This window comes from Actinoplanes sp. NPDC051494 (genome assembly GCF_044454705.1).
Classification (GTDB): Bacteria; Actinomycetota; Actinomycetes; order Mycobacteriales; family Micromonosporaceae; genus Actinoplanes.
Genome location: NZ_JBITDZ010000008.1, coordinates 38944 through 55684 on the forward strand (window position 1 = coordinate 38944; position 16741 = coordinate 55684).

Genomic DNA, 16741 nt, shown 5'->3' on the forward strand with positions numbered 1-16741 from the left:
GACCTCATCGCAGGAACGCATCGACGCACTCGATGGTGCGCTGGTTGTCCTCGAAGAGGACTGCTCGCAGGCCGGCCGCGCGGGCGGCGGCGATGTTGCCCGGCGCGTCGTCCACGAAGAGGATGTCGGCGGGTGCGGTCCGGAGCCGATCGGCGGCGAGCGCGAACGCCGCGGGGTCGGGTTTGACGAGCCCGATCTCGTGGGAGTACAGGATTTCCTCGACGAGTGAGCCGAAGCCGTAGGCGGCCTCCTCGCGCTCGCGGGCCCCGACGAAACTGTTGCTGAGGATGCCCAGCCGGCACCGGCCGCGCAGCCCCGTCACGTACGCGATGAGCTCGTCGTTGGCGCTCCCCAGGTATTCGCCCCACAGGTCGCGCAGGAACTCCCCGAGCTGGACCGGGTCGAGCCCCAGCCGGTCGGTGAGCCCGCGCTCGACCTCTGCCTCGCTGACCGTGCCGATGCCGCCGGCGGCCCAGAGGTCACCCATCCGTGCGTCCAGCTCGCCGGGCTCGAGGCCCAGCCGGCGCTCCCAGCGGGCGCCGTAGCCGGTTGCGGGGGTGATCTCGAGAACGCCGCCGATATCGAGGAGGACCGCTCGGTTCGTCATGGGTCGATGGTCGCCCCTGCCCCAGGGGCAGAGTCAACATCAGAGCCCCGTGCGGACCTCGGTGATGTCGCTCATGGCGCGGGAGAGCAGCTCAGCGGCCGGTTCCGCGGCGAGGAGGTCGTCGGACATCACTCGCAGCTGGTCGGGCAGGATCATGTCCGGCTCGCGCGGCACGACCCGGCGAGGGTGGTGCCCGGCATCGGCGGCATGGTCGGCGAGTCGCTGGACCAGGGCGTACACATGGTCGCCGCGGCTGCCCCCGCCGGAGCCGGCGGCGGCCCCCCAGCGCCCGGTCTCCCAATGGCCCACCTGCGTGAGCAGGCGCTGCATCGCGGTCTGGAATTCATCGGCACCCACCCCATGACCCTATCGAAGCGCAGACGCCGAACGCCCGGCCGCATGTGGCGGGCCGGGCGTTCGGGTCGGGCGTTCGGGTCGGGCAGGATCAGTCGTCGCTCTGCAGGAAGCTCAGCAGACGCAGGATCTCGAGGTAGAGCCAGATCAGGCCGACCAGGATGCCGAACGCGGCGGTCCAGGAGTACTTCTGGGGCAGGCCCATCCGCACGCCCTGCTCGATCTCGTCGAAGTTCAGGATGAAGCTCAGCGAGGCGACCACGATGCAGACGATGCTGAAGATGATGCCGATCGCGCCGTTCTCCCGCAGGCCGGTGCTGACACCGAACAGCGACAGGACGAAGTTGGCCATCATCGCGAGGAACAGGCCACCCATGACCGCGATGAGGCCGCGGGTGAACTTCGGCGTCGCGCGGATGACCCGGGCGCGGTACAGGAACGCCATCAGGAAGAAGACGCCGAACGTGGCGACCACCGCCTGCAGGACGATGCCCTGGTAACCCATGATGTTGTTGAAGAACTTGCTGACCAGGCCGACGAAGCCGCCCTCGACCACGGCGTACGCGACGACCAGGGCCGGGTTGGCGACCCGCATGAACGAGATGACGAGGCCGAGCACCAGGCCGACAATCGCGGCACCGATCCAGACGGCGCCGAGCAGGCTGTCGGGGACCAGGTTCCAGGCCGCGACGGCGGAGACGCCGGTGATGCCGAGCAGCGTCACGGTCTTGACGACGACATCGTCGATCGTCATGGGTCGCACAGCCGGCGGAGCCGCGGGATAGCCCTGGTCCGAGGCGTACGGCTGACCGTAACCCGGCTGGGCGGGCGGGCCGTAGGGTCCGTATCCGGCCGCGCGCTCCCGCTCGGCCGCTTGGCCGAGGCGCGAGAGCACCGGGTTCGATGTCTTCACTTGGTCCAGCCTCCCTGAGGTTCGGTGGCACGTCCGAGGATCGTGCTTTTACCAAGGGTAAGCGCACTATCGACGCGGTTATGCCTCCGGAAGCTGTGAACGACCTGAAAACAACGGCGGCCAGGCGTCACCCCACTCGACATCGCGCGCCGCACGATAGAGCGGGCCGTCCTTCTTCGAGACGATCTTCTGCTGTACGCCGTCCCGGGCCCCGCACACCTGCATGGTCACCATGCCTTTGCGGAACTGGGGGTGCCGCAGGACCCGCCCGTCCGGGCCGCTCAGCGCGTCGGTCCGCACCCCCGCGACGTACGAGAACTTCTCGTCCTCATGTCCGAGTTGGGCGTTCTTCAGCCGGCGATGCAGGGCGGAGCGGTTGACGCGAGCGGAGAAGTGACACCAGTCACCGGACGCCGCGGACAACGGGCAGTCCTGCTGATGCGGGCACGGCGCGACGACACTCAGCCCGTGGTCGATCATGGCCTGCCGGGCGGCGAGGATCCGCGCGTACCCGGCCGGGGTGCCCGGCTCGATGACCAGCAGCAGGCCGGCCGCCCGCAGCGCCCGCCCCAGCAGCTCGGCCTGGGCCGGCGCGGTCAGCTCCCCGAGCACGTAGGAAACGGTCACGAGGTCGGCGGCGGGCAGCTCCCCCGCCCCGGCGGCCTGCCACTGCTGCCAGACGGCCGAGCGGAGTGCGGGCGCGCCGGCTTTCCCGGTCAGCCGCCGGCCCAGCGCGAGGGCGTCGGCGACCTGGTCCAGGACGGTGACGCCGGTCAACCCGGGAAAGGCGTCGACCGCCGCCCAGCTCGCCGCGCCGGTGCCCCCACCGACGTCCAGCTGGGTCCGCGGATCGAACGCCGGATACGCGGCGGCGACCTGGGCGAACGCGGACCGGACCGCGGCGAACGTGGCAGGCATCCGGTACGCGGCGTAGGCGGCGACATCCGTGCCGGTCGCGAGGATCGGTGCGGTCGCGGGCCGCCCGGACCGGTAGGCCTCGATCAACCGGCCGACGGACTGGGCCATCCGCTCCTCGGACGCGTGCCCGGATTCGGCGATCAGCCCGGCACGCAGGTCGGTTGGCAGCTCAGCACTCACGGAGGGCGAGTTTAGGGCCGACCGGTGCGGGCGCGGGGAAGGGGTGCCCGGGGCGGGTCTCGAACCCGCACGCCTTTTGGGCAGCCGCTTTTAAGGCGGCCGTGTCTGCCGTTCCACCACCCGGGCCGGGGCGTAGGTAGCCACCGTAGCGGGTGTGGCCCGTCCGGCACGATGCCGGACGGGCAGAAAACACCGTCAGCGGGACGCGGCGCCCACGGGCTTGGTGGTGGCGGCCGCCTCAGCGTTCAGCGGCGGGGTGACGTCCTCGAACTCCTCGCGGGGCTGGTGGAGCTGGCCGAGGGAGACGACCTCGCGCTTGAGGACCGACGCCAGGGCCCAGTCGGCGACGACCCGGACCTTGCGGTTGAAGGACGGGATGTGTCCCACGTGGTAGAGGCGGTGCATCATCCAGGCCGGCCAGCCCTTGACCTTGATGCCGTAGACGTTGGCGACGCCCTTGTGCAGGCCGAGGCTCGCGACGCTGCCGAGGTACTTGTGCTTGTAGTCCTTGGGGGTGCCGCCGTAGACGACCTTGCGGATGTTGTCGGCGAGGACCGAGGCCTGACGGACCGCGTGCTGGGCGCTCGGGGAGCACCAGCCGCCCGGGTTGGTCAGGTCGGGGACCTGGGCGCAGTCACCGGCGGACCAGGCGCCCTCGAGGACCTTGCCGTCCTCGTCGACGACCTGCAGCGTGGGCAGGCAGTTGACGTGGCCGCGGGGGCCGCGCGGGAGGTCGGTCTGCTCGAGCATCGGGGACGGCTTGACGCCGGCCGTCCACACGATGGTCTCGGCGCGGAAGACGTCGCCGTCGGAGAGGTGCACCTCGCCGTCGACACAGGACTTCATGATGGTCTCGAGGCGGATGTCGATGTTGCGCTTGCGCAGCTGGCGGGCCGCGTAGGCACCCATCTGCGGGCCGACCTCGGGGAGGATCTTGTTGGCCGCCTCGACCAGGATGAAGCGGACTTCCTCCTGCTTGAGCTCGGGGTAGTACTTGAGGCCGTCGCGGACGACGTCCTCCATCTCGCCCAGCGCCTCGGCACCGGCGAAGCCGCCGCCGACGAACAGGAACGTCAGCGACGCCTTGCGGATCTCGGGATCCGGGGTGACGGCCGCGACGTCGAGCCGGTCGAGGATGTGGTTGCGCAGGTAGATGGCCTCACCGATGGTCTTGAGGCCGATGCCGTGCTCGCGCAGGCCCGGGATCGGGAGGGTACGCGACACGGAGCCCGGTGCGACCACGATGTGGTCGTACTCGATCTCCTTGACCGGGCCCTCGATCGGCTGCACGGTGACCGTCTTGCGGGCGTGCTCGATCTTGGTGACTTCGCCCGCGACGATGCGGCAGCGCTTGAGTTCGCGGCGCAGCGGAACCACCGAGTGCCGCGGCGAGATGTTGCCGGCGGCCGCTTCCGGGAGGAACGGCTGATACGTCATGTGGGGCTGAGGGTCGATGACGATGACCTCGGCCCGGCGCGAGTTGAGCTTCTTGGACAGTCGGAGTGCGGTGTAAAGGCCGACGTGCCCTGCGCCTACCACCACGATGCGTTGCGGGTTCACGTCCTTGATTGTCGCTCTCCGGACGCTTCGACGCCCCGGACTGTGACCAAGGACAAGCTACGGATCCGCCGACACCGGGGATCAGATTTCGGTTTCATTTCACTGAGAACACACTGTAAACCTACGGTCACGGACGGCGTAGCAAACGGGCGATGAGCAGGGTGAGAGCGATCGCCGCGGCAAGCCCCACCAGGGTCGCGACGATGAACGCGCCACCGGCCAGTTCGGAGGTCAGGCCCAGCGCGACGACGGTCAGCACCGCCGAGCCGAGCAGGACCAGACCGGCCCGGCCGAGCCAGGCGAGCACCACCTCGCCGCCGACCATCGCGTCGTACGGCAGCACCGCCGCGAGGGCCGCGAGCGTGTGCCCGAGGTACGTCAGGGTCGCGATCGCCAGCACCCGCCACAGCGCGATGCGGGCGTCGTACCAGGTGGTGTCGAGGATCCAGCCGGCCACCACGACGAGGACCGCGAACGTCACGGCCCGGCCCCGGGGCGCGACCGCCGGATACACCGCCACCAGGGCGAGCGCGATGAGCGCGCGGCCGGCCACCAGCGACACCGGCCAGGCGATCGTCAGCGCGCCGAGGAACACGACGCCGATGCCGAAACGGATGCCCAGCGGCAGCATGGTCGCCCGGGAGACCGTGGTGCGGACCAGGGCGGCCCGGGAGGAGAAGAAGGACATGTCAGCGCCCCCGGGGTGCGGAGGCGAGCCGCGAGACGTCCCGCAACACCAGGTCGAGGCTGCCGGCCCCGGCCCACTCGACCACCGGGACGCCGTGCTCGCGCAGCCGGCCCAGCACGTTCTCGCGTTCCATCCGCCACAGCCGGGTCGCCAGCGGCGTCCACGGGCCGCGCTGCGGCGGCAGGACGCCGTCCGGCAGCGTGTCCACGGCCACCGTGTAGCGGCCGGTCTTGACCAGCCCGGCCAGCATGTCGGCGGCGCGCGGGTCGACGAGCGGGGTCAGCACCACCACGAGCGCGTCCGAGGACACATTGTGGGCGCCGAAGCCCTGCTCGTTCGGCTCCCAGCCACTGGTGTCGGCCCGCACGTCGAGCAACCACTCGAGCACGGTCAGATACTGGCGGCGGCCCGTCGCGGCCCGCAGACGGCGCGCCGTCGCGCCGTACTCGGCCAGCGACACCCGGTCGCCGCGCTGCAGGTAGTGCTCCGCGATGGCGGCGGCCGCGCGCACGGTCGTGTCCAGCACCGAGGCCTTGCCCTTCACCCCGCCGGAGACCCCGGCCTCACCGAGGACATCCAGCAGGAGCAGCACCTCGGCGTCGCGGTCGGACAGGGTCGAGGCCACATGCAGATCGCGGGTACGCAGAGAGACGCGCCAGTCGATGCGACGCAGCCGGTCCCCCGGTGCGAACGGGCGCACCCCGGCCAGTTCGCCGCCCTCCCCCGGGCGCCGGGACCGGTGGTTGCCGACCAGCCCGGCGGCCGCGGGCATCGCCTCGGTGGCCGCGAACGGCTCGGTCTCCGGATAGACGCGCACGCCCCGCGCCGGGACCACCACCGGCCGGCACGCCAGCAGCCCGCCGCACGCCGCCACCCGGGCCGCGGCGGGCCCGACGTCGTGGCGGCCCCAGCGCGTCGCCCTGCCGGCGAGGTCGACCGCGGTCCAGCCGTCCGGCGCCACGGCGATCGCGTGCGGCCGGTCGGCGTCCTCGAGCTCCAGCCACGGCGAGGTGCGGGTACGCACCACGACGAGGTCGTAATTGATCACGTCCGGGTTGGCGACGGTCAGGCCCGCACCGACCTCACCACCCTCGACGATGTGGTCCTCGTTCGCCTCGATCCGCAGCTCGGGCGCGGAGTGCGGCATGCGGCGCAGGCCCACCGCGGCGCCGATCGCGAACGGCGCCGCCAGCAGCACCAGATCGACCCGGCCGAGCGCCACCCCCAGCACCAGGAACAGGCCGGTCAGCAGCACCGTACGGCCCAACGCCCGGGTGGGCACCCAGACCGGCGGCGCCCAGCCCTCATCGGCCGCGGCCTCCCGGGGAGGCACCGCGGCGCGCAGCGACGGCGGTTCGGTCCCGGTCACTGCTCGGCGTATCCGCCCGCGTACGTCGGCAGCGCGCCACTGGCCGGCGCCGGCACGTTCTGCAGCACCTCCTGGACCACGAACGAGGGATCGACCCGGCGCAGCCACATCTCCGGCCGCAGCGTGATCCGGTGGGCCAGGGCCGGCACCGCGAAGTGCTTGACGTCCTCGGGCACGACGTAGTCCCGGCCGGCCATGACCGCGCGGGCCCGGGACAGCAGCAGCAGCGCGAGCGAGCCCCGGGGCGACGAGCCGACCAGCGCGGACGCGTGTTCCCGGGTCGCCGACGCCAGCGCCACGATGTAGCGGCCGATGGAGTCCTCGACCACGACCGTCTCCAGCGCGGCCTGCATCGCCATCAGGGTGCGGGCGTCGACCACCGGCGTGAGCTGGGCCTCCTCCTGGCGCCGCGACATGCGCCGGCGCAGGACGTCCCACTCCTCGTCCGGCGTCGGGTAGCCGAACGAGACGCGCAGCATGAACCGGTCGAGCTGGGCCTCCGGCAGCGGATACGTGCCCTCGTACTCGATCGGGTTGGCGGTGGCGACCACGTGGAACGGCGGGTCGAGCCGGTAGGTGACACCCTCGACCGAGACCTGCTTCTCCTGCATCGCCTCGAGCAGCGCGGCCTGGGTCTTCGGCGGCGTCCGGTTGATCTCGTCGGCCAGCAGCATGTTGGTGAACACCGGCCCGGCCCGGAACGCGAAGTCACCCTTGCGCTGGTCGTACAGGAACGACCCGGTCACGTCGGCGGGCAGCAGGTCCGGGGTGAACTGCAACCGCCGGAAGTCCAGGCCGAGCGCCTGCGCGAACGAGCGGGCGGTCAGCGTCTTGCCCAGCCCGGGCAGGTCCTCCAACAGCACGTGCCCGCCGGCCAGGATGCCGGCCAGCACCAGCTCGAGGGATTCCCGCTTGCCGACCACCACGCTGCCGACCGAGTCGAGGACCGCGCCGGCCAGGCGGCTCACCTCGTAGGGCGCCATCGCCTCCACGCTCGCGTCCGTCACCGATCCACCCTTCTCAGATCCTCTCCAGAGCGTCGACGTACGCCGACAGCTCCCGGGCCTTCGGCGCACGCCGTCCCGGTTCGTTCAGCAACTGCCACAGCGGCTCGCCCATCAGCTCCCGCGCGCGGGTGGGGTCGGACTCCCGGGTGAACCCGTGCTTGAGCCGGAGCCGTTCGTCCGCGAGTTCCGACAGCGCGGGCAGCACGATACGCGAGAACCGCTCGACGTCGTGCTGCGACCAGTCGAGTTGCTTCTCCCAGCGGCGGACCGCCACGCGCAAGGTATCGCCACCGGACCAGCGGTAGTCACCGGACTCCTCACCACCACGGGCGCGGCGGCGCGGCAGAGGCGGTGGGGCCACTTCGGACACCGCGAACATGAGCAGCCGCAACGCCACGAACGCGACCACGACCAGCAGCAGCGACACCTTGATGCCCTGCGAGCGCAGCACGGCCAAGGTGATCGCGGTGGCCGCGGCGACGAGCAGCGTGTTGCGCAGGATCCAGCCGACCCGGGAGCGCGGCTTCTCGACGGCCTCCGGCGCTTCCTCGACGGTGAACCGCTCGTCCGCCGCGCCGAACAGGTCGGCGAGGCCGCCGTTCGCGTCGAGGCTCACGCGGACACCCCCGCCCCCAGGTCGGCACGCAGTCGTTGCAGCGCGGAACCCGCCTGCTGACGCATCTGGTCGTCGACGGTGTGGGTGGCGTACCGGGCCTGCCGGTAGACGTCCGCGAACGGGGTCAGCACCGCGTTGTCGAGCCGCTGCTCGGCCAGCAGCCGGGCGACCAGGTCGGTCGGGCTGTCGCCGGCGTGGCGGGGGGTGCCGGCCGCCGCCGCGGCCTGTTCCAGCCGCACCCAGCAGGCGATCACCACCCGGCGCGGATCCTGGTCACCGTCGGAGAGCTCCTGCAGGCCGGCGTCGACCGCGGCGACAAGATCCTCAGCGGTACGGGCGTCCGAGCGCTTGACCGCCCGTTTACCGCCGCGGCGGCCCTTGCGCCGGGCGACGTCACGCATCAGCGCCGAGACGACCAGCACGAGCACGGCGATCCCGGCGACCACCACGACCACCAGGGCCGCCGTGCCGACCCACTCCGGCAGGCCCTTGGCCGCCTCGACCGGCGCGCTGCTGCGGGCCACGTCCGGGGCCGAGGTCGGCGGCAGCAGCGGGGCGGTCGTCGGCTCGGGCTGCGGATCCGGGTTGAACCGCTCCAGCTGGGGAGCCGAGCGGGTGGCCGCGAGGGCGGCGACGGAGAGCAGCGCGAGGACGGCGGCCAGCGGCCACCAGCGTCGCAGTGCGGCGAGATCCAATGCTCAGGCCTTGTTCCTTGCGCGGGGGAAAGTCCACAGGCCCCGAATCATGCCAGGCCCGCGCTCCGTTTCGCACGGGAGAAGACATCGTCCAGCATCGCGGGGGTCAACCGGCCGGTGAACGTGTTCTGCTGCGACACGTGATAGCTGCCCAGCAGATCCGGGCCGCCGGGTATGCGGACGTGCGCACCGTGGGTGAAGACCGGGCGGGGAACGGGTGCGCTCAGTCCGTACACATGGCGCAGGACCGGCCACCACGCGGCCCAGGCGAACGCACCCAGGGCGACCACGACCCGCAGTGTGGGTCTGATGAGGGTGACCTCGCGGTGCAGCCAGGGAGCGCAGGTGTCGCGCTCGGCGGGCAACGGCTTGTTGTCCGGCGGCGCGCAGCGGACCGCCGCGAAGATCCTGGTGTGGGTGAGCGTCAGGCCGTCGTCCGCGCTGACGCTGGTCGGCTGGTTGGCCAGGCCGGCGCGGTGCAGGGCGGCGAACAGGACGTCGCCCGAGCGGTCGCCGGTGAAGATCCGCCCGGTGCGGTTGCCGCCGTGCGCGGCCGGGGCGAGACCCAGGATCGCGATCTCGGCGCCGGCCGGGCCGAATCCGGGCAGGGGCCGTCCCCAGTAGGTCTGGTCCCGGAAGGCGGCACGCTTCGTGGCGGCGACCTCCTCACGCCAGGTGACCAGACGCGGGCAGGCGAAACAATCCGCGATGTCCGCGTCGAGCACGGTCAGTCCGGGCGCGGCGGCCGCGTGGGCGACGACGTCCTCGGGGGTACGGCTGAGCATCCGACCAGCTTCGCACCCGCCCCGGTCAGCTGGGGCTGGGGGACGCGCTCGGGCTCGGGTTCGGGCTCGTGGAAGGGGCCGGGCTCATGGAAGGGGCCGGGCTCGCGGAGGCTTCCGTCAGGCGGAACGGGGCGTCGGACGGACAGTACGGGTAGACGCCGAGCTCGCCGGTGCTCTCGATGCCCGTCTGCTCGTCGTAGCAGTACGGGGAGCCCACCTGGATCGGCTGCCCGTTCTGGTCCAGCAGGCGCGCGCCGTTGATCAGCCGGCCGCTCTCGTCGTACACGAAGATGTCCTGGACCCCGTTGTACGGATCGTTGTAGGTGACGTTCGAGAAGTAGCTGTCCCGGGTGGTGCTGTCCGCGCTCGTGAACCCGGCCAGCCCGGCGACCACCAGCACGGTCGTGCCCGCGTACAGCGCGTAGCGCGACCAGAACGTCAGCTTCCACGAGCGGCGGCCGAACCAGATCGAGGCGATCACCCCGGCGGCGAGCAGGATCAGCGCGACGGCGTCGCTGCCGCCGACCCGGGGCAGCAGGCCGATCGGCTGGTCGCCGTTGTCGAACAGGGCGGCGGCGACCATGGCCAGGAGGTAGCCGCGCAGCACCCACCAGGCGGGACGCAGCAGCCGGCCGAAATCGCTGGCCCGCTCGTAACCGAGGACCGGGCCCAGCCGGGTGTCGGCGTGGCGCAACCGGGGTGCGGCCCATTCGCCGGCCCGGGTCAGCGGGCTGGGCCGGGCCGGCGGATCCGGGAAGCCGCCGACGTAGGGTGCCGTACCGAGCAGCTCGGCGGCATACGCCTCGGGGCTGCCGACCCGGTCGGTGAGCGAGCCCTCGCCGTCGGCCGCCATGACCTCGGTCAGATGCTCGATGAGATCCTCGAGCAGCTCGTCACGCTGCGCCTCGGGCAGGTCACCGAGCGCCGCGCGGACCGCGTAGACATACGCGGTGATCTCGTCCTGAGCCGTGGAATTCACGCTGTCTCCCGCTCGCGAAGCAGATCGTCCATGGTGGTGGCGAAGCCTTGCCATACCTTGCCTGAGCGCTGCAACTCCGTCCGGCCGGCGGTATTGAGCGCGTAGTACTTGCGGTGCGGGCCCTCGTCGCTGGGCACCACGTAGGTGGTCAGCAGCCCGGCGTTGAACAGCCGGCGCAGCGTGCCGTAGACGCTGGCGTCGCCGACCTCCCCCAGCCCGGCGCTGCGCAGCCGCCGGAGGATGTCGTAGCCGTAGCCGTCCTCGTCGCGCAGTGCGGCCAGGACGGCAAGGTCGAGCACGCCCTTGAGCAGCTGCGTCGTATCCACGTTATGCACACTACTGTGCGATGCGAAGTAGTGTCAAAGAAGAGATCCCCTGCTGCCTGGAGGGCGTTTCTCAGGCCAGGGAGTACGCGATGCCGTCGAGGATGTCGTGCTCGCTGACGATCACCGTCGACTTGCCCGCGCGCTCCATGATGACGCGCAGGATGAGCGCACCGGCACCGATCACGTCGACCCGGCCCGGATGCATGACCGAGAGCTCACGCCGGTCCGCGACGGTCGCGCCCATCAGGCCGGTCACCACCTCCGCCACGTCGTCGTACGGGATCCGCGCGTGGTGGATCTTCGCCGAGTCGTACTCCGGGAGGCGCATGGCCAGCGCCGCCACCGTGGTGACCGAACCCGCCAGACCGACCAGCGTCGCGTTCTCGTAACCCGGCACCGCGGCCAGGGCCCGGTCCACCGCCTCGGTGATGTCCCGCTTCGCGGCCTCGACCTCGGCCGGGACCGGCGGGTCACTGTGCAGGTGCCGCTCGGTCATCCGGACACAGCCGATGTCCACCGAGATCGCGTGCTGCACCGCGTCGGCGCCCACCACGAACTCCGTCGAACCACCACCGATGTCCACCACCAGGTACGGCGGGTCGGCGGCCAGACCGTTCACCGCGCCCGCGAACGACAGCCGGGCCTCCTCGTCACCGGAGATGACCTCTGGGTCGACACCGAGGACCGAACGCACCATCGCCCGGAAATCGACGGCGTTCGAGGCGTCCCGTGAGGCCGAGGTCGCACACATGCGGACCCGGGACACCCCCAGTTCGGCGATCTCGGCGGCGTACCCCAGAAGGGCCTTGCGGGTTCGCTCGATGGCCTCGGGAGCCAGCCGCCCGGTGCGGTCCACCCCCTCGCCCAGCCGGACGACCTCCATCCGCCGGGAGACGTCGCTCAGCCGCCCGTCGCCCACATCGGCGATCAGTAAACGGATCGAATTGGTACCGCAGTCGATGGCGGCGACTCGCACGAAGCTCTCCTAGAGGTGCAGCAGCATCCTTCTGTTGCCGAGCGTATTCGGCTTCACGCGTTCCAGGTCGAGGAACTCGGCGACACCCTCGTCGTACGAGCGCAGGAGCTGCTCGTAGACAGTGTGCGGCACCGGCGCGCCGTCAATCTCGGTGAAGCCGAACGACCCGAAGAACCGGGTCTCGAACGTGAGGCAGAAGACCCGCGCCACGCCGAGCTCCCGGGCCACGTCGAGCAGCACCGACACGATCCGGTGACCGATCTGCAAACCCCGGCAGGCAGGATCCACCGCGACCGTACGGATCTCCGCGAGGTCCTCCCACATCACGTGCAGCGCCCCGCAGCCGATCACGCGCTGGTCCTCCGCGTCGACCGCGACCCAGAACTCCTGCACACTCTCGTACAGGGTGACCGTGGCCTTGCTGAGCAGCCGGCGGTCCGCCGTGTACGTGTCCACGAGCGCCCGGATGGCCTTGACGTCCGATGTCCGCGCCCGGCGGATCTCGACCTGCACGGTTCAGTCACCCTCCGGCGCGACGCAGGGGCCGTCGGCCCACCACGGCTCGATCGCCGCGCGCACCTCGTCGCCGAACGGGTTGACGCCCGGGCCCGCGGCGAGCGCGTGGCCGAGCTGGACGTGCAGGCACTTGACCCGGTCGGGCATCCCCCCGGCCGAGATCGTGGCGATCTCCGGCACGTGGCCCAGTGCCTCACGGCGGGCCAGGTAGTCCTCGTGGGCGACCTGGTAACGCTTCGCCAGCTCCGGGTCGGTGGAGAGCCGCTCCTGCATGTCACGCATGACACCGGCGGACTCCAGGCGGCTGCACGCGGCCGTCGCCCGGGGGCAGGTCAGGTAGAACGTCGTCGGGAACGGGGTGCCGTCGTCGAGCCGCGGTTCGGTCTCCACCACGTCCGGGTTGCCGCAGGGGCACCGGTGGGCGATGGCGTGGGTGCCGCGGGGGCGGCGGCCGAGCTGCGCGGCGACGGTATCGAGATCGGTCTCGGAAGGAGTCGTCATCTACTTTCGGGATTCTGCATTGGCTGCTGCGACGCTTCCCCACAGTGTCTCGTACCACCGGCCGGGGTCGGCCGTCGCGGTCCCTCCCGCGTCACCACGAGCGGCGACCGGGTCGTTGTAGACCAGCAGCGGGGTCTCACCGGGCCGGACGTAGAAGAACCGCTCGCGGACCTGGATCGCGACATAAGCCTGGTCCTTCCACTTCTCGGCCTCCTCCTCGAGCCCCTTGATCTCGTCCTCCTGCACGGCCTGGGCGGCCTGCATCTGGGCGATCTGGGACTCCTGGGCGAGATAGACGCGGACCGGGTACGTGTATGCGAGGGCGAGCGTCACCAGCACGATGATCAGGACGGTCGCCCGGGCGGTGAACGCTTTGGGGCGGGCCGCTACGGTGCGTTTTGTCGCACCCGGTGCCGCCGCGCGCCGCGCGGCCGCCGGCCGGCTGCTGGATCGATTGATGCTGCCGGTGCCGCGGGCGGCCGGATTACGACGCGGCTCGATGCGCGTCGAGGCCGTGTTGAGGGTGCGGGAAGGACGGGCACCGTTACGAACACCCGGGCGGCCAGCTGCGCCGGTGGGTCGGCGCGACGGCCCCTGCCCACCCGGACTGCGGCGCTGCGTCATCCCTGCCCTCCCCCGGCGCTCCCCAAAAGACCATGGAGTTGCGGCACCTGTCCCTGGACACTATGCCCACGAAACGGGGAGCCACAACTCCATGATCTCGTGACAGAGCGTTACGCGGAGCGGTAACGCGGGAACGCGCCCGCACCGGCGTACCGGGCGGCGTCGCCCAGCTCCTCCTCGATGCGCAGGAGCTGGTTGTACTTCGCGACCCGGTCCGAACGTGCCGGGGCACCGGTCTTGATCTGACCGCTGCCGACGGCAACTGCCAGGTCGGCGATGGTGACGTCCTCGGTTTCGCCGGACCGGTGGCTCATCATCGTCTTGAAACCGGCCCGGTGCGCGAGGTCCACCGCGTCGAGCGTCTCGGTCAGCGAACCGATCTGGTTGACCTTCACCAGGACCGCGTTGGCGGCGTTCTCCGCGATGCCCCGGCCGATGCGAGTGGGGTTCGTCACGAAGAGGTCGTCGCCGACGATCTGGACCTTGTTGCCGATCTGCGCGGTCAGCGCGGTCCAGCCGGCCCAGTCCTCCTCGTCCAGCGGGTCCTCGATGGAGACGATCGGGTACGCCTCGGCGAGCTTGGCGTAGTAGTTGATCATTTCCTCGGTCGACTTCGGCGAGCCCTCGAAGATGTACGACCCGTCCTTGTGGAACTCGGTCGCGGCCACGTCCATCGCCAGCACGATGTCGGTACCCAGGGTGAAGCCGGCGGCCTGCACGGCCTCGGCGATCAGGTCCAGGGCGGCGGCGTTGGTCGGCAGGTTCGGCGCGAAGCCACCCTCGTCGCCGAGGCCGGTCGACAGGCCCTTCTTCTTCAGCACCGACTTGAGCGCGTGGTAGACCTCGGCACCGGTGCGCAGCGCCTCGCGGAAGCTGGGCGCACCGATCGGCGCGATCATGAATTCCTGCACGTCGACGTTCGAGTCGGCGTGCGCGCCACCGTTGAGGATGTTCATCATCGGCACCGGCAGCAGGTGCGCGTTCGGGCCGCCGATGTACCGGAACAACGGGAGCACCGAGCTCTGGGCGGCGGCCTTGGCCACCGCCAGGGAGACCCCGAGGATCGCGTTCGCGCCGAGCTCGGACTTGTCGGCGGTGCCGTCCAGGTCGAGCATCTTCTCGTCGATCAGGCGCTGCTCGCTGGCTTCGTACCCGATCAGCTCGTCGGCGATCTTGTCCTCGACGTTGCTGACCGCCTTCTCGACACCCTTGCCGAGGTAGCGGCCCTTGTCACCGTCGCGCAGCTCGATCGCCTCGAACGCACCGGTGGAGGCCCCGGACGGGACCGCGGCGCGGCCGATGGTGCCGTCGTCCAGGCCGACCTCGACCTCGACGGTCGGGTTGCCCCGCGAGTCGAGAATCTCCCGCGCGACGATCGCTTCAATGGTGGCCATCTGTCGTGTCGCTCCTCTAGGTAGTAACTGGTGAATTCCTTCGGACCGCGACCCTGCGGCCGACCACGTACTTGAGCGTATAGACCCGGTGACTTGGGGGTGGCAGCGCCTCGTGAACTCCTCGGTACGCTTGCGCTCACCTTGAGCATCTCAGGCCTTGTTCTTGAGTGGCACAGGCCTTATGGCGGCGGACCCGGCGCCGATGTCCTCGGTCGTGACGACCTCTCTCGCTCTCCTCCCCGATGCCGGCTCGTACGTCGAGATGACTGCTGACGACGAGCAGGCCGCCCGTGTCCGTGTGGTCCACGCCGAAGGTGCCGGCCTCACCCTCTCCGCCCCGCTCGCCGCCGTGCCCTCCGTGGGGTCGTCGGTCACCCTGCGCTGGTCGGCCGCCCCACGAGGCAGGTACGCCCTGGCGTGCGCGGTCGTCCAGGTCGACGAGAACCGGGTCGAGGTGCAACCCGCCGGCGAACCGCACGTCGAACAACAGCGCCACTTCGTCCGCGGCGGCGGTGGCGAGCAGATCATCCTCAGCCGCCCCGGCTGGAACGACGCCCACGGCTGGATCCGCGACATCAGCGAACACAGCGCCCGGGCCCACTTCGAGGGCACGAACGTGGCCGAGGGCGAGGAACTGCGCCTCTGGATCCAGCTCGGCAGCGAGATCGTCGACCTGGCGGCCACCGCGGCCCGGGTCGCCATGCTGCCCCAGCAGGTCCCCCCGGGCCCGATGTCGGTCGAGATCGTGGCCGTCTTCGCCCCCGACGAATCCCAGGCCCGCGTCATCCGCCGCTACGTCATGCGCCAGCAGCTACTTAGCCGCACCCGCGCCTGACCACGCCGCGCCACCGGCCGGTTACTGGTTTGCGTGGGTTGCGGGCATCGGCAAAGGTGGGCTCGTGCCCTTCTCCCGTCTCCGCCGCACGGCGGCCGCGTTCCTCGTGCTCGCCGCCCTGTCAGGCTGCTCGGAACTGGACAAGGCCTCTGCCGCGGGGATCAACCACAACGACCTCATGACCGACATGGCGACCCAGCTGGCCGACGCGACGGACGTCACCTACGAGGCGACCTACCAGCTCAGCGGCGGAGCGACAGCGACCATCGCCCACGAACCCCAACCGGCCCGGACCGCGTACGTCTACCAGGACGGCCTGACACTCGTGACCGCCGACACCGTCACCGAGTGCACAACCACCGCCGGCCCGGCCACCTGCACCATGACCACCCCGGCGCCCACCAGCCCGTCCCCGGCGGCGGCCATCCTGCCCAGCGCCACCGTCACGGCACCCGGCCTCGTCCCCACGCCGACCGTCCAGGCCCTGCTCAACCGGGCCGCCCTGGACCCGGAAGCACAGATCGAGCAGCGCGACACCACGATCGCCGGCCGGCACGCCACCTGCGTCAAACTCGGCGGCGCCGAGGGCACCAGCGACTTCGACACCTGCATCACGAACGAGGGAATCCTCGGCAGCTTCAGCGGCGTCGTGGGCCAGGCCCCTTTCGACATGACGATGACCCATTACTCGGACACCATCGCCGAGGTCACCTTCACGCTCCCCGCCGGAGCAAAAATCATCGACCACCGGCAGTAACACAGCACCGCGTCCAAGGCCGCCCACCAGCCAGCTTCCTGCCCCGCTGCCTCGCTGCCTCGCTGCCTCGCTGCCTCGCTGCCTCGCTGCCTCGCTGCCTCGCTGCCTCGCTGCCTCGCTGCCTCGCTGCCTCGCTGCCTA

General features: G+C 71.0%; 20 protein-coding genes and 1 tRNA gene. 2 read left to right on the forward strand and 19 right to left on the reverse strand.

Annotation, left to right across the window (positions count from 1 at the left end; genetic code table 11):
- Window positions 1-4: 4 nt before the first annotated feature.
- The 19 genes from ACIA6A_RS25630 to eno all read right to left on the reverse strand — a co-directional run bounded on the left by ACIA6A_RS25630 (window position 5) and on the right by eno (window position 15008).
- Window positions 5-607, reverse strand: a complete 603-nt coding sequence (locus tag ACIA6A_RS25630; protein ID WP_396100392.1) for an HAD family hydrolase — start codon at window positions 605-607, stop codon at window positions 5-7.
- 39 nt (window positions 608-646) lie between these two features.
- Window positions 647-964, reverse strand: a complete 318-nt coding sequence (locus tag ACIA6A_RS25635) for a hypothetical protein (RefSeq protein WP_396100393.1) — start codon at window positions 962-964, stop codon at window positions 647-649.
- Between the two features lie 88 nt (window positions 965-1052).
- Window positions 1053-1874, reverse strand: a complete 822-nt coding sequence (locus ACIA6A_RS25640; RefSeq protein WP_396100394.1) for a Bax inhibitor-1/YccA family protein — start codon at window positions 1872-1874, stop codon at window positions 1053-1055.
- 78 nt (window positions 1875-1952) lie between these two features.
- Entirely contained in the window at window positions 1953-2972 is a 1020-nt protein-coding gene (locus tag ACIA6A_RS25645) for a small ribosomal subunit Rsm22 family protein (protein ID WP_396100395.1), read from the reverse strand.
- Window positions 2973-3016: 44 nt separating this feature from the next.
- Window positions 3017-3098 (reverse strand) — tRNA-Leu (locus ACIA6A_RS25650).
- Between the two features lie 69 nt (window positions 3099-3167).
- Window positions 3168-4532 carry an NAD(P)/FAD-dependent oxidoreductase gene (locus ACIA6A_RS25655; RefSeq protein WP_396100396.1) on the reverse strand — a complete coding sequence of 455 codons (1365 nt, stop codon included), beginning with the start codon at window positions 4530-4532 and terminating at the stop codon, window positions 3168-3170.
- Window positions 4533-4659: 127 nt separating this feature from the next.
- Window positions 4660-5220 carry a hypothetical protein gene (locus ACIA6A_RS25660; protein WP_396100397.1) on the reverse strand — a complete coding sequence of 187 codons (561 nt, stop codon included), beginning with the start codon at window positions 5218-5220 and terminating at the stop codon, window positions 4660-4662.
- Between the two features lies 1 nt (window position 5221).
- Window positions 5222-6589: a DUF58 domain-containing protein gene (locus tag ACIA6A_RS25665; protein ID WP_396100398.1), complete on the reverse strand. Its 1368-nt coding sequence runs from the start codon at window positions 6587-6589 to the stop codon at window positions 5222-5224.
- Window positions 6586-7572, reverse strand: coding sequence for an AAA family ATPase (locus ACIA6A_RS25670; protein WP_396100751.1), 987 nt, complete (start codon window positions 7570-7572; stop codon window positions 6586-6588). Before ACIA6A_RS25670 ends, ACIA6A_RS25665 begins: the two co-directional genes overlap by 4 nt.
- Before the next feature lie 37 nt (window positions 7573-7609).
- On the reverse strand, window positions 7610-8212 hold the full coding sequence (locus ACIA6A_RS25675; protein WP_396100399.1) for a hypothetical protein: 603 nt from the start codon (window positions 8210-8212) through the stop codon (window positions 7610-7612).
- Complete coding sequence (locus tag ACIA6A_RS25680; RefSeq protein WP_396100400.1) at window positions 8209-8907, reverse strand: DUF4129 domain-containing protein; 699 nt, start codon at window positions 8905-8907, stop codon at window positions 8209-8211. The genes ACIA6A_RS25675 and ACIA6A_RS25680 overlap by 4 nt, the downstream gene beginning before the upstream one ends.
- Before the next feature lie 47 nt (window positions 8908-8954).
- Window positions 8955-9692: a uracil-DNA glycosylase gene (locus ACIA6A_RS25685; RefSeq protein ID WP_396100401.1), complete on the reverse strand. Its 738-nt coding sequence runs from the start codon at window positions 9690-9692 to the stop codon at window positions 8955-8957.
- 25 nt (window positions 9693-9717) lie between these two features.
- Window positions 9718-10671: an HAAS signaling domain-containing protein gene (locus tag ACIA6A_RS25690; protein WP_396100402.1), complete on the reverse strand. Its 954-nt coding sequence runs from the start codon at window positions 10669-10671 to the stop codon at window positions 9718-9720.
- Entirely contained in the window at window positions 10668-10997 is a 330-nt protein-coding gene (locus tag ACIA6A_RS25695; RefSeq protein WP_396100403.1) for a PadR family transcriptional regulator, read from the reverse strand. The genes ACIA6A_RS25690 and ACIA6A_RS25695 overlap by 4 nt, the downstream gene beginning before the upstream one ends.
- A 70-nt stretch (window positions 10998-11067) precedes the next feature.
- Window positions 11068-11973: an exopolyphosphatase gene (locus ACIA6A_RS25700; RefSeq protein ID WP_396100404.1), complete on the reverse strand. Its 906-nt coding sequence runs from the start codon at window positions 11971-11973 to the stop codon at window positions 11068-11070.
- 9 nt (window positions 11974-11982) lie between these two features.
- Complete coding sequence (locus ACIA6A_RS25705; RefSeq protein WP_396100405.1) at window positions 11983-12486, reverse strand: amino-acid N-acetyltransferase; 504 nt, start codon at window positions 12484-12486, stop codon at window positions 11983-11985.
- 3 nt (window positions 12487-12489) lie between these two features.
- Window positions 12490-12990, reverse strand: coding sequence for a DUF501 domain-containing protein (locus ACIA6A_RS25710; RefSeq protein WP_396100406.1), 501 nt, complete (start codon window positions 12988-12990; stop codon window positions 12490-12492).
- Window positions 12991-13614 carry a septum formation initiator family protein gene (locus ACIA6A_RS25715; protein WP_396100407.1) on the reverse strand — a complete coding sequence of 208 codons (624 nt, stop codon included), beginning with the start codon at window positions 13612-13614 and terminating at the stop codon, window positions 12991-12993.
- Window positions 13615-13724: 110 nt separating this feature from the next.
- Window positions 13725-15008, reverse strand: coding sequence for a phosphopyruvate hydratase (gene eno, locus ACIA6A_RS25720; RefSeq protein WP_396100408.1), 1284 nt, complete (start codon window positions 15006-15008; stop codon window positions 13725-13727).
- Between the two features lie 214 nt (window positions 15009-15222).
- On the opposite strand from eno, the gene ACIA6A_RS25725 reads away from it, so the two are divergent.
- Together ACIA6A_RS25725 and ACIA6A_RS25730 are read left to right on the forward strand one after the other, a co-directional pair.
- Window positions 15223-15843 (forward strand): hypothetical protein, encoded by a 621-nt coding sequence (locus ACIA6A_RS25725; protein ID WP_396100409.1) that lies wholly within the window; start codon window positions 15223-15225, stop codon window positions 15841-15843.
- Window positions 15844-15907: 64 nt separating this feature from the next.
- Window positions 15908-16600: a hypothetical protein gene (locus ACIA6A_RS25730; protein ID WP_396100410.1), complete on the forward strand. Its 693-nt coding sequence runs from the start codon at window positions 15908-15910 to the stop codon at window positions 16598-16600.
- The last annotated feature ends 141 nt before the right edge of the window (window positions 16601-16741 follow it).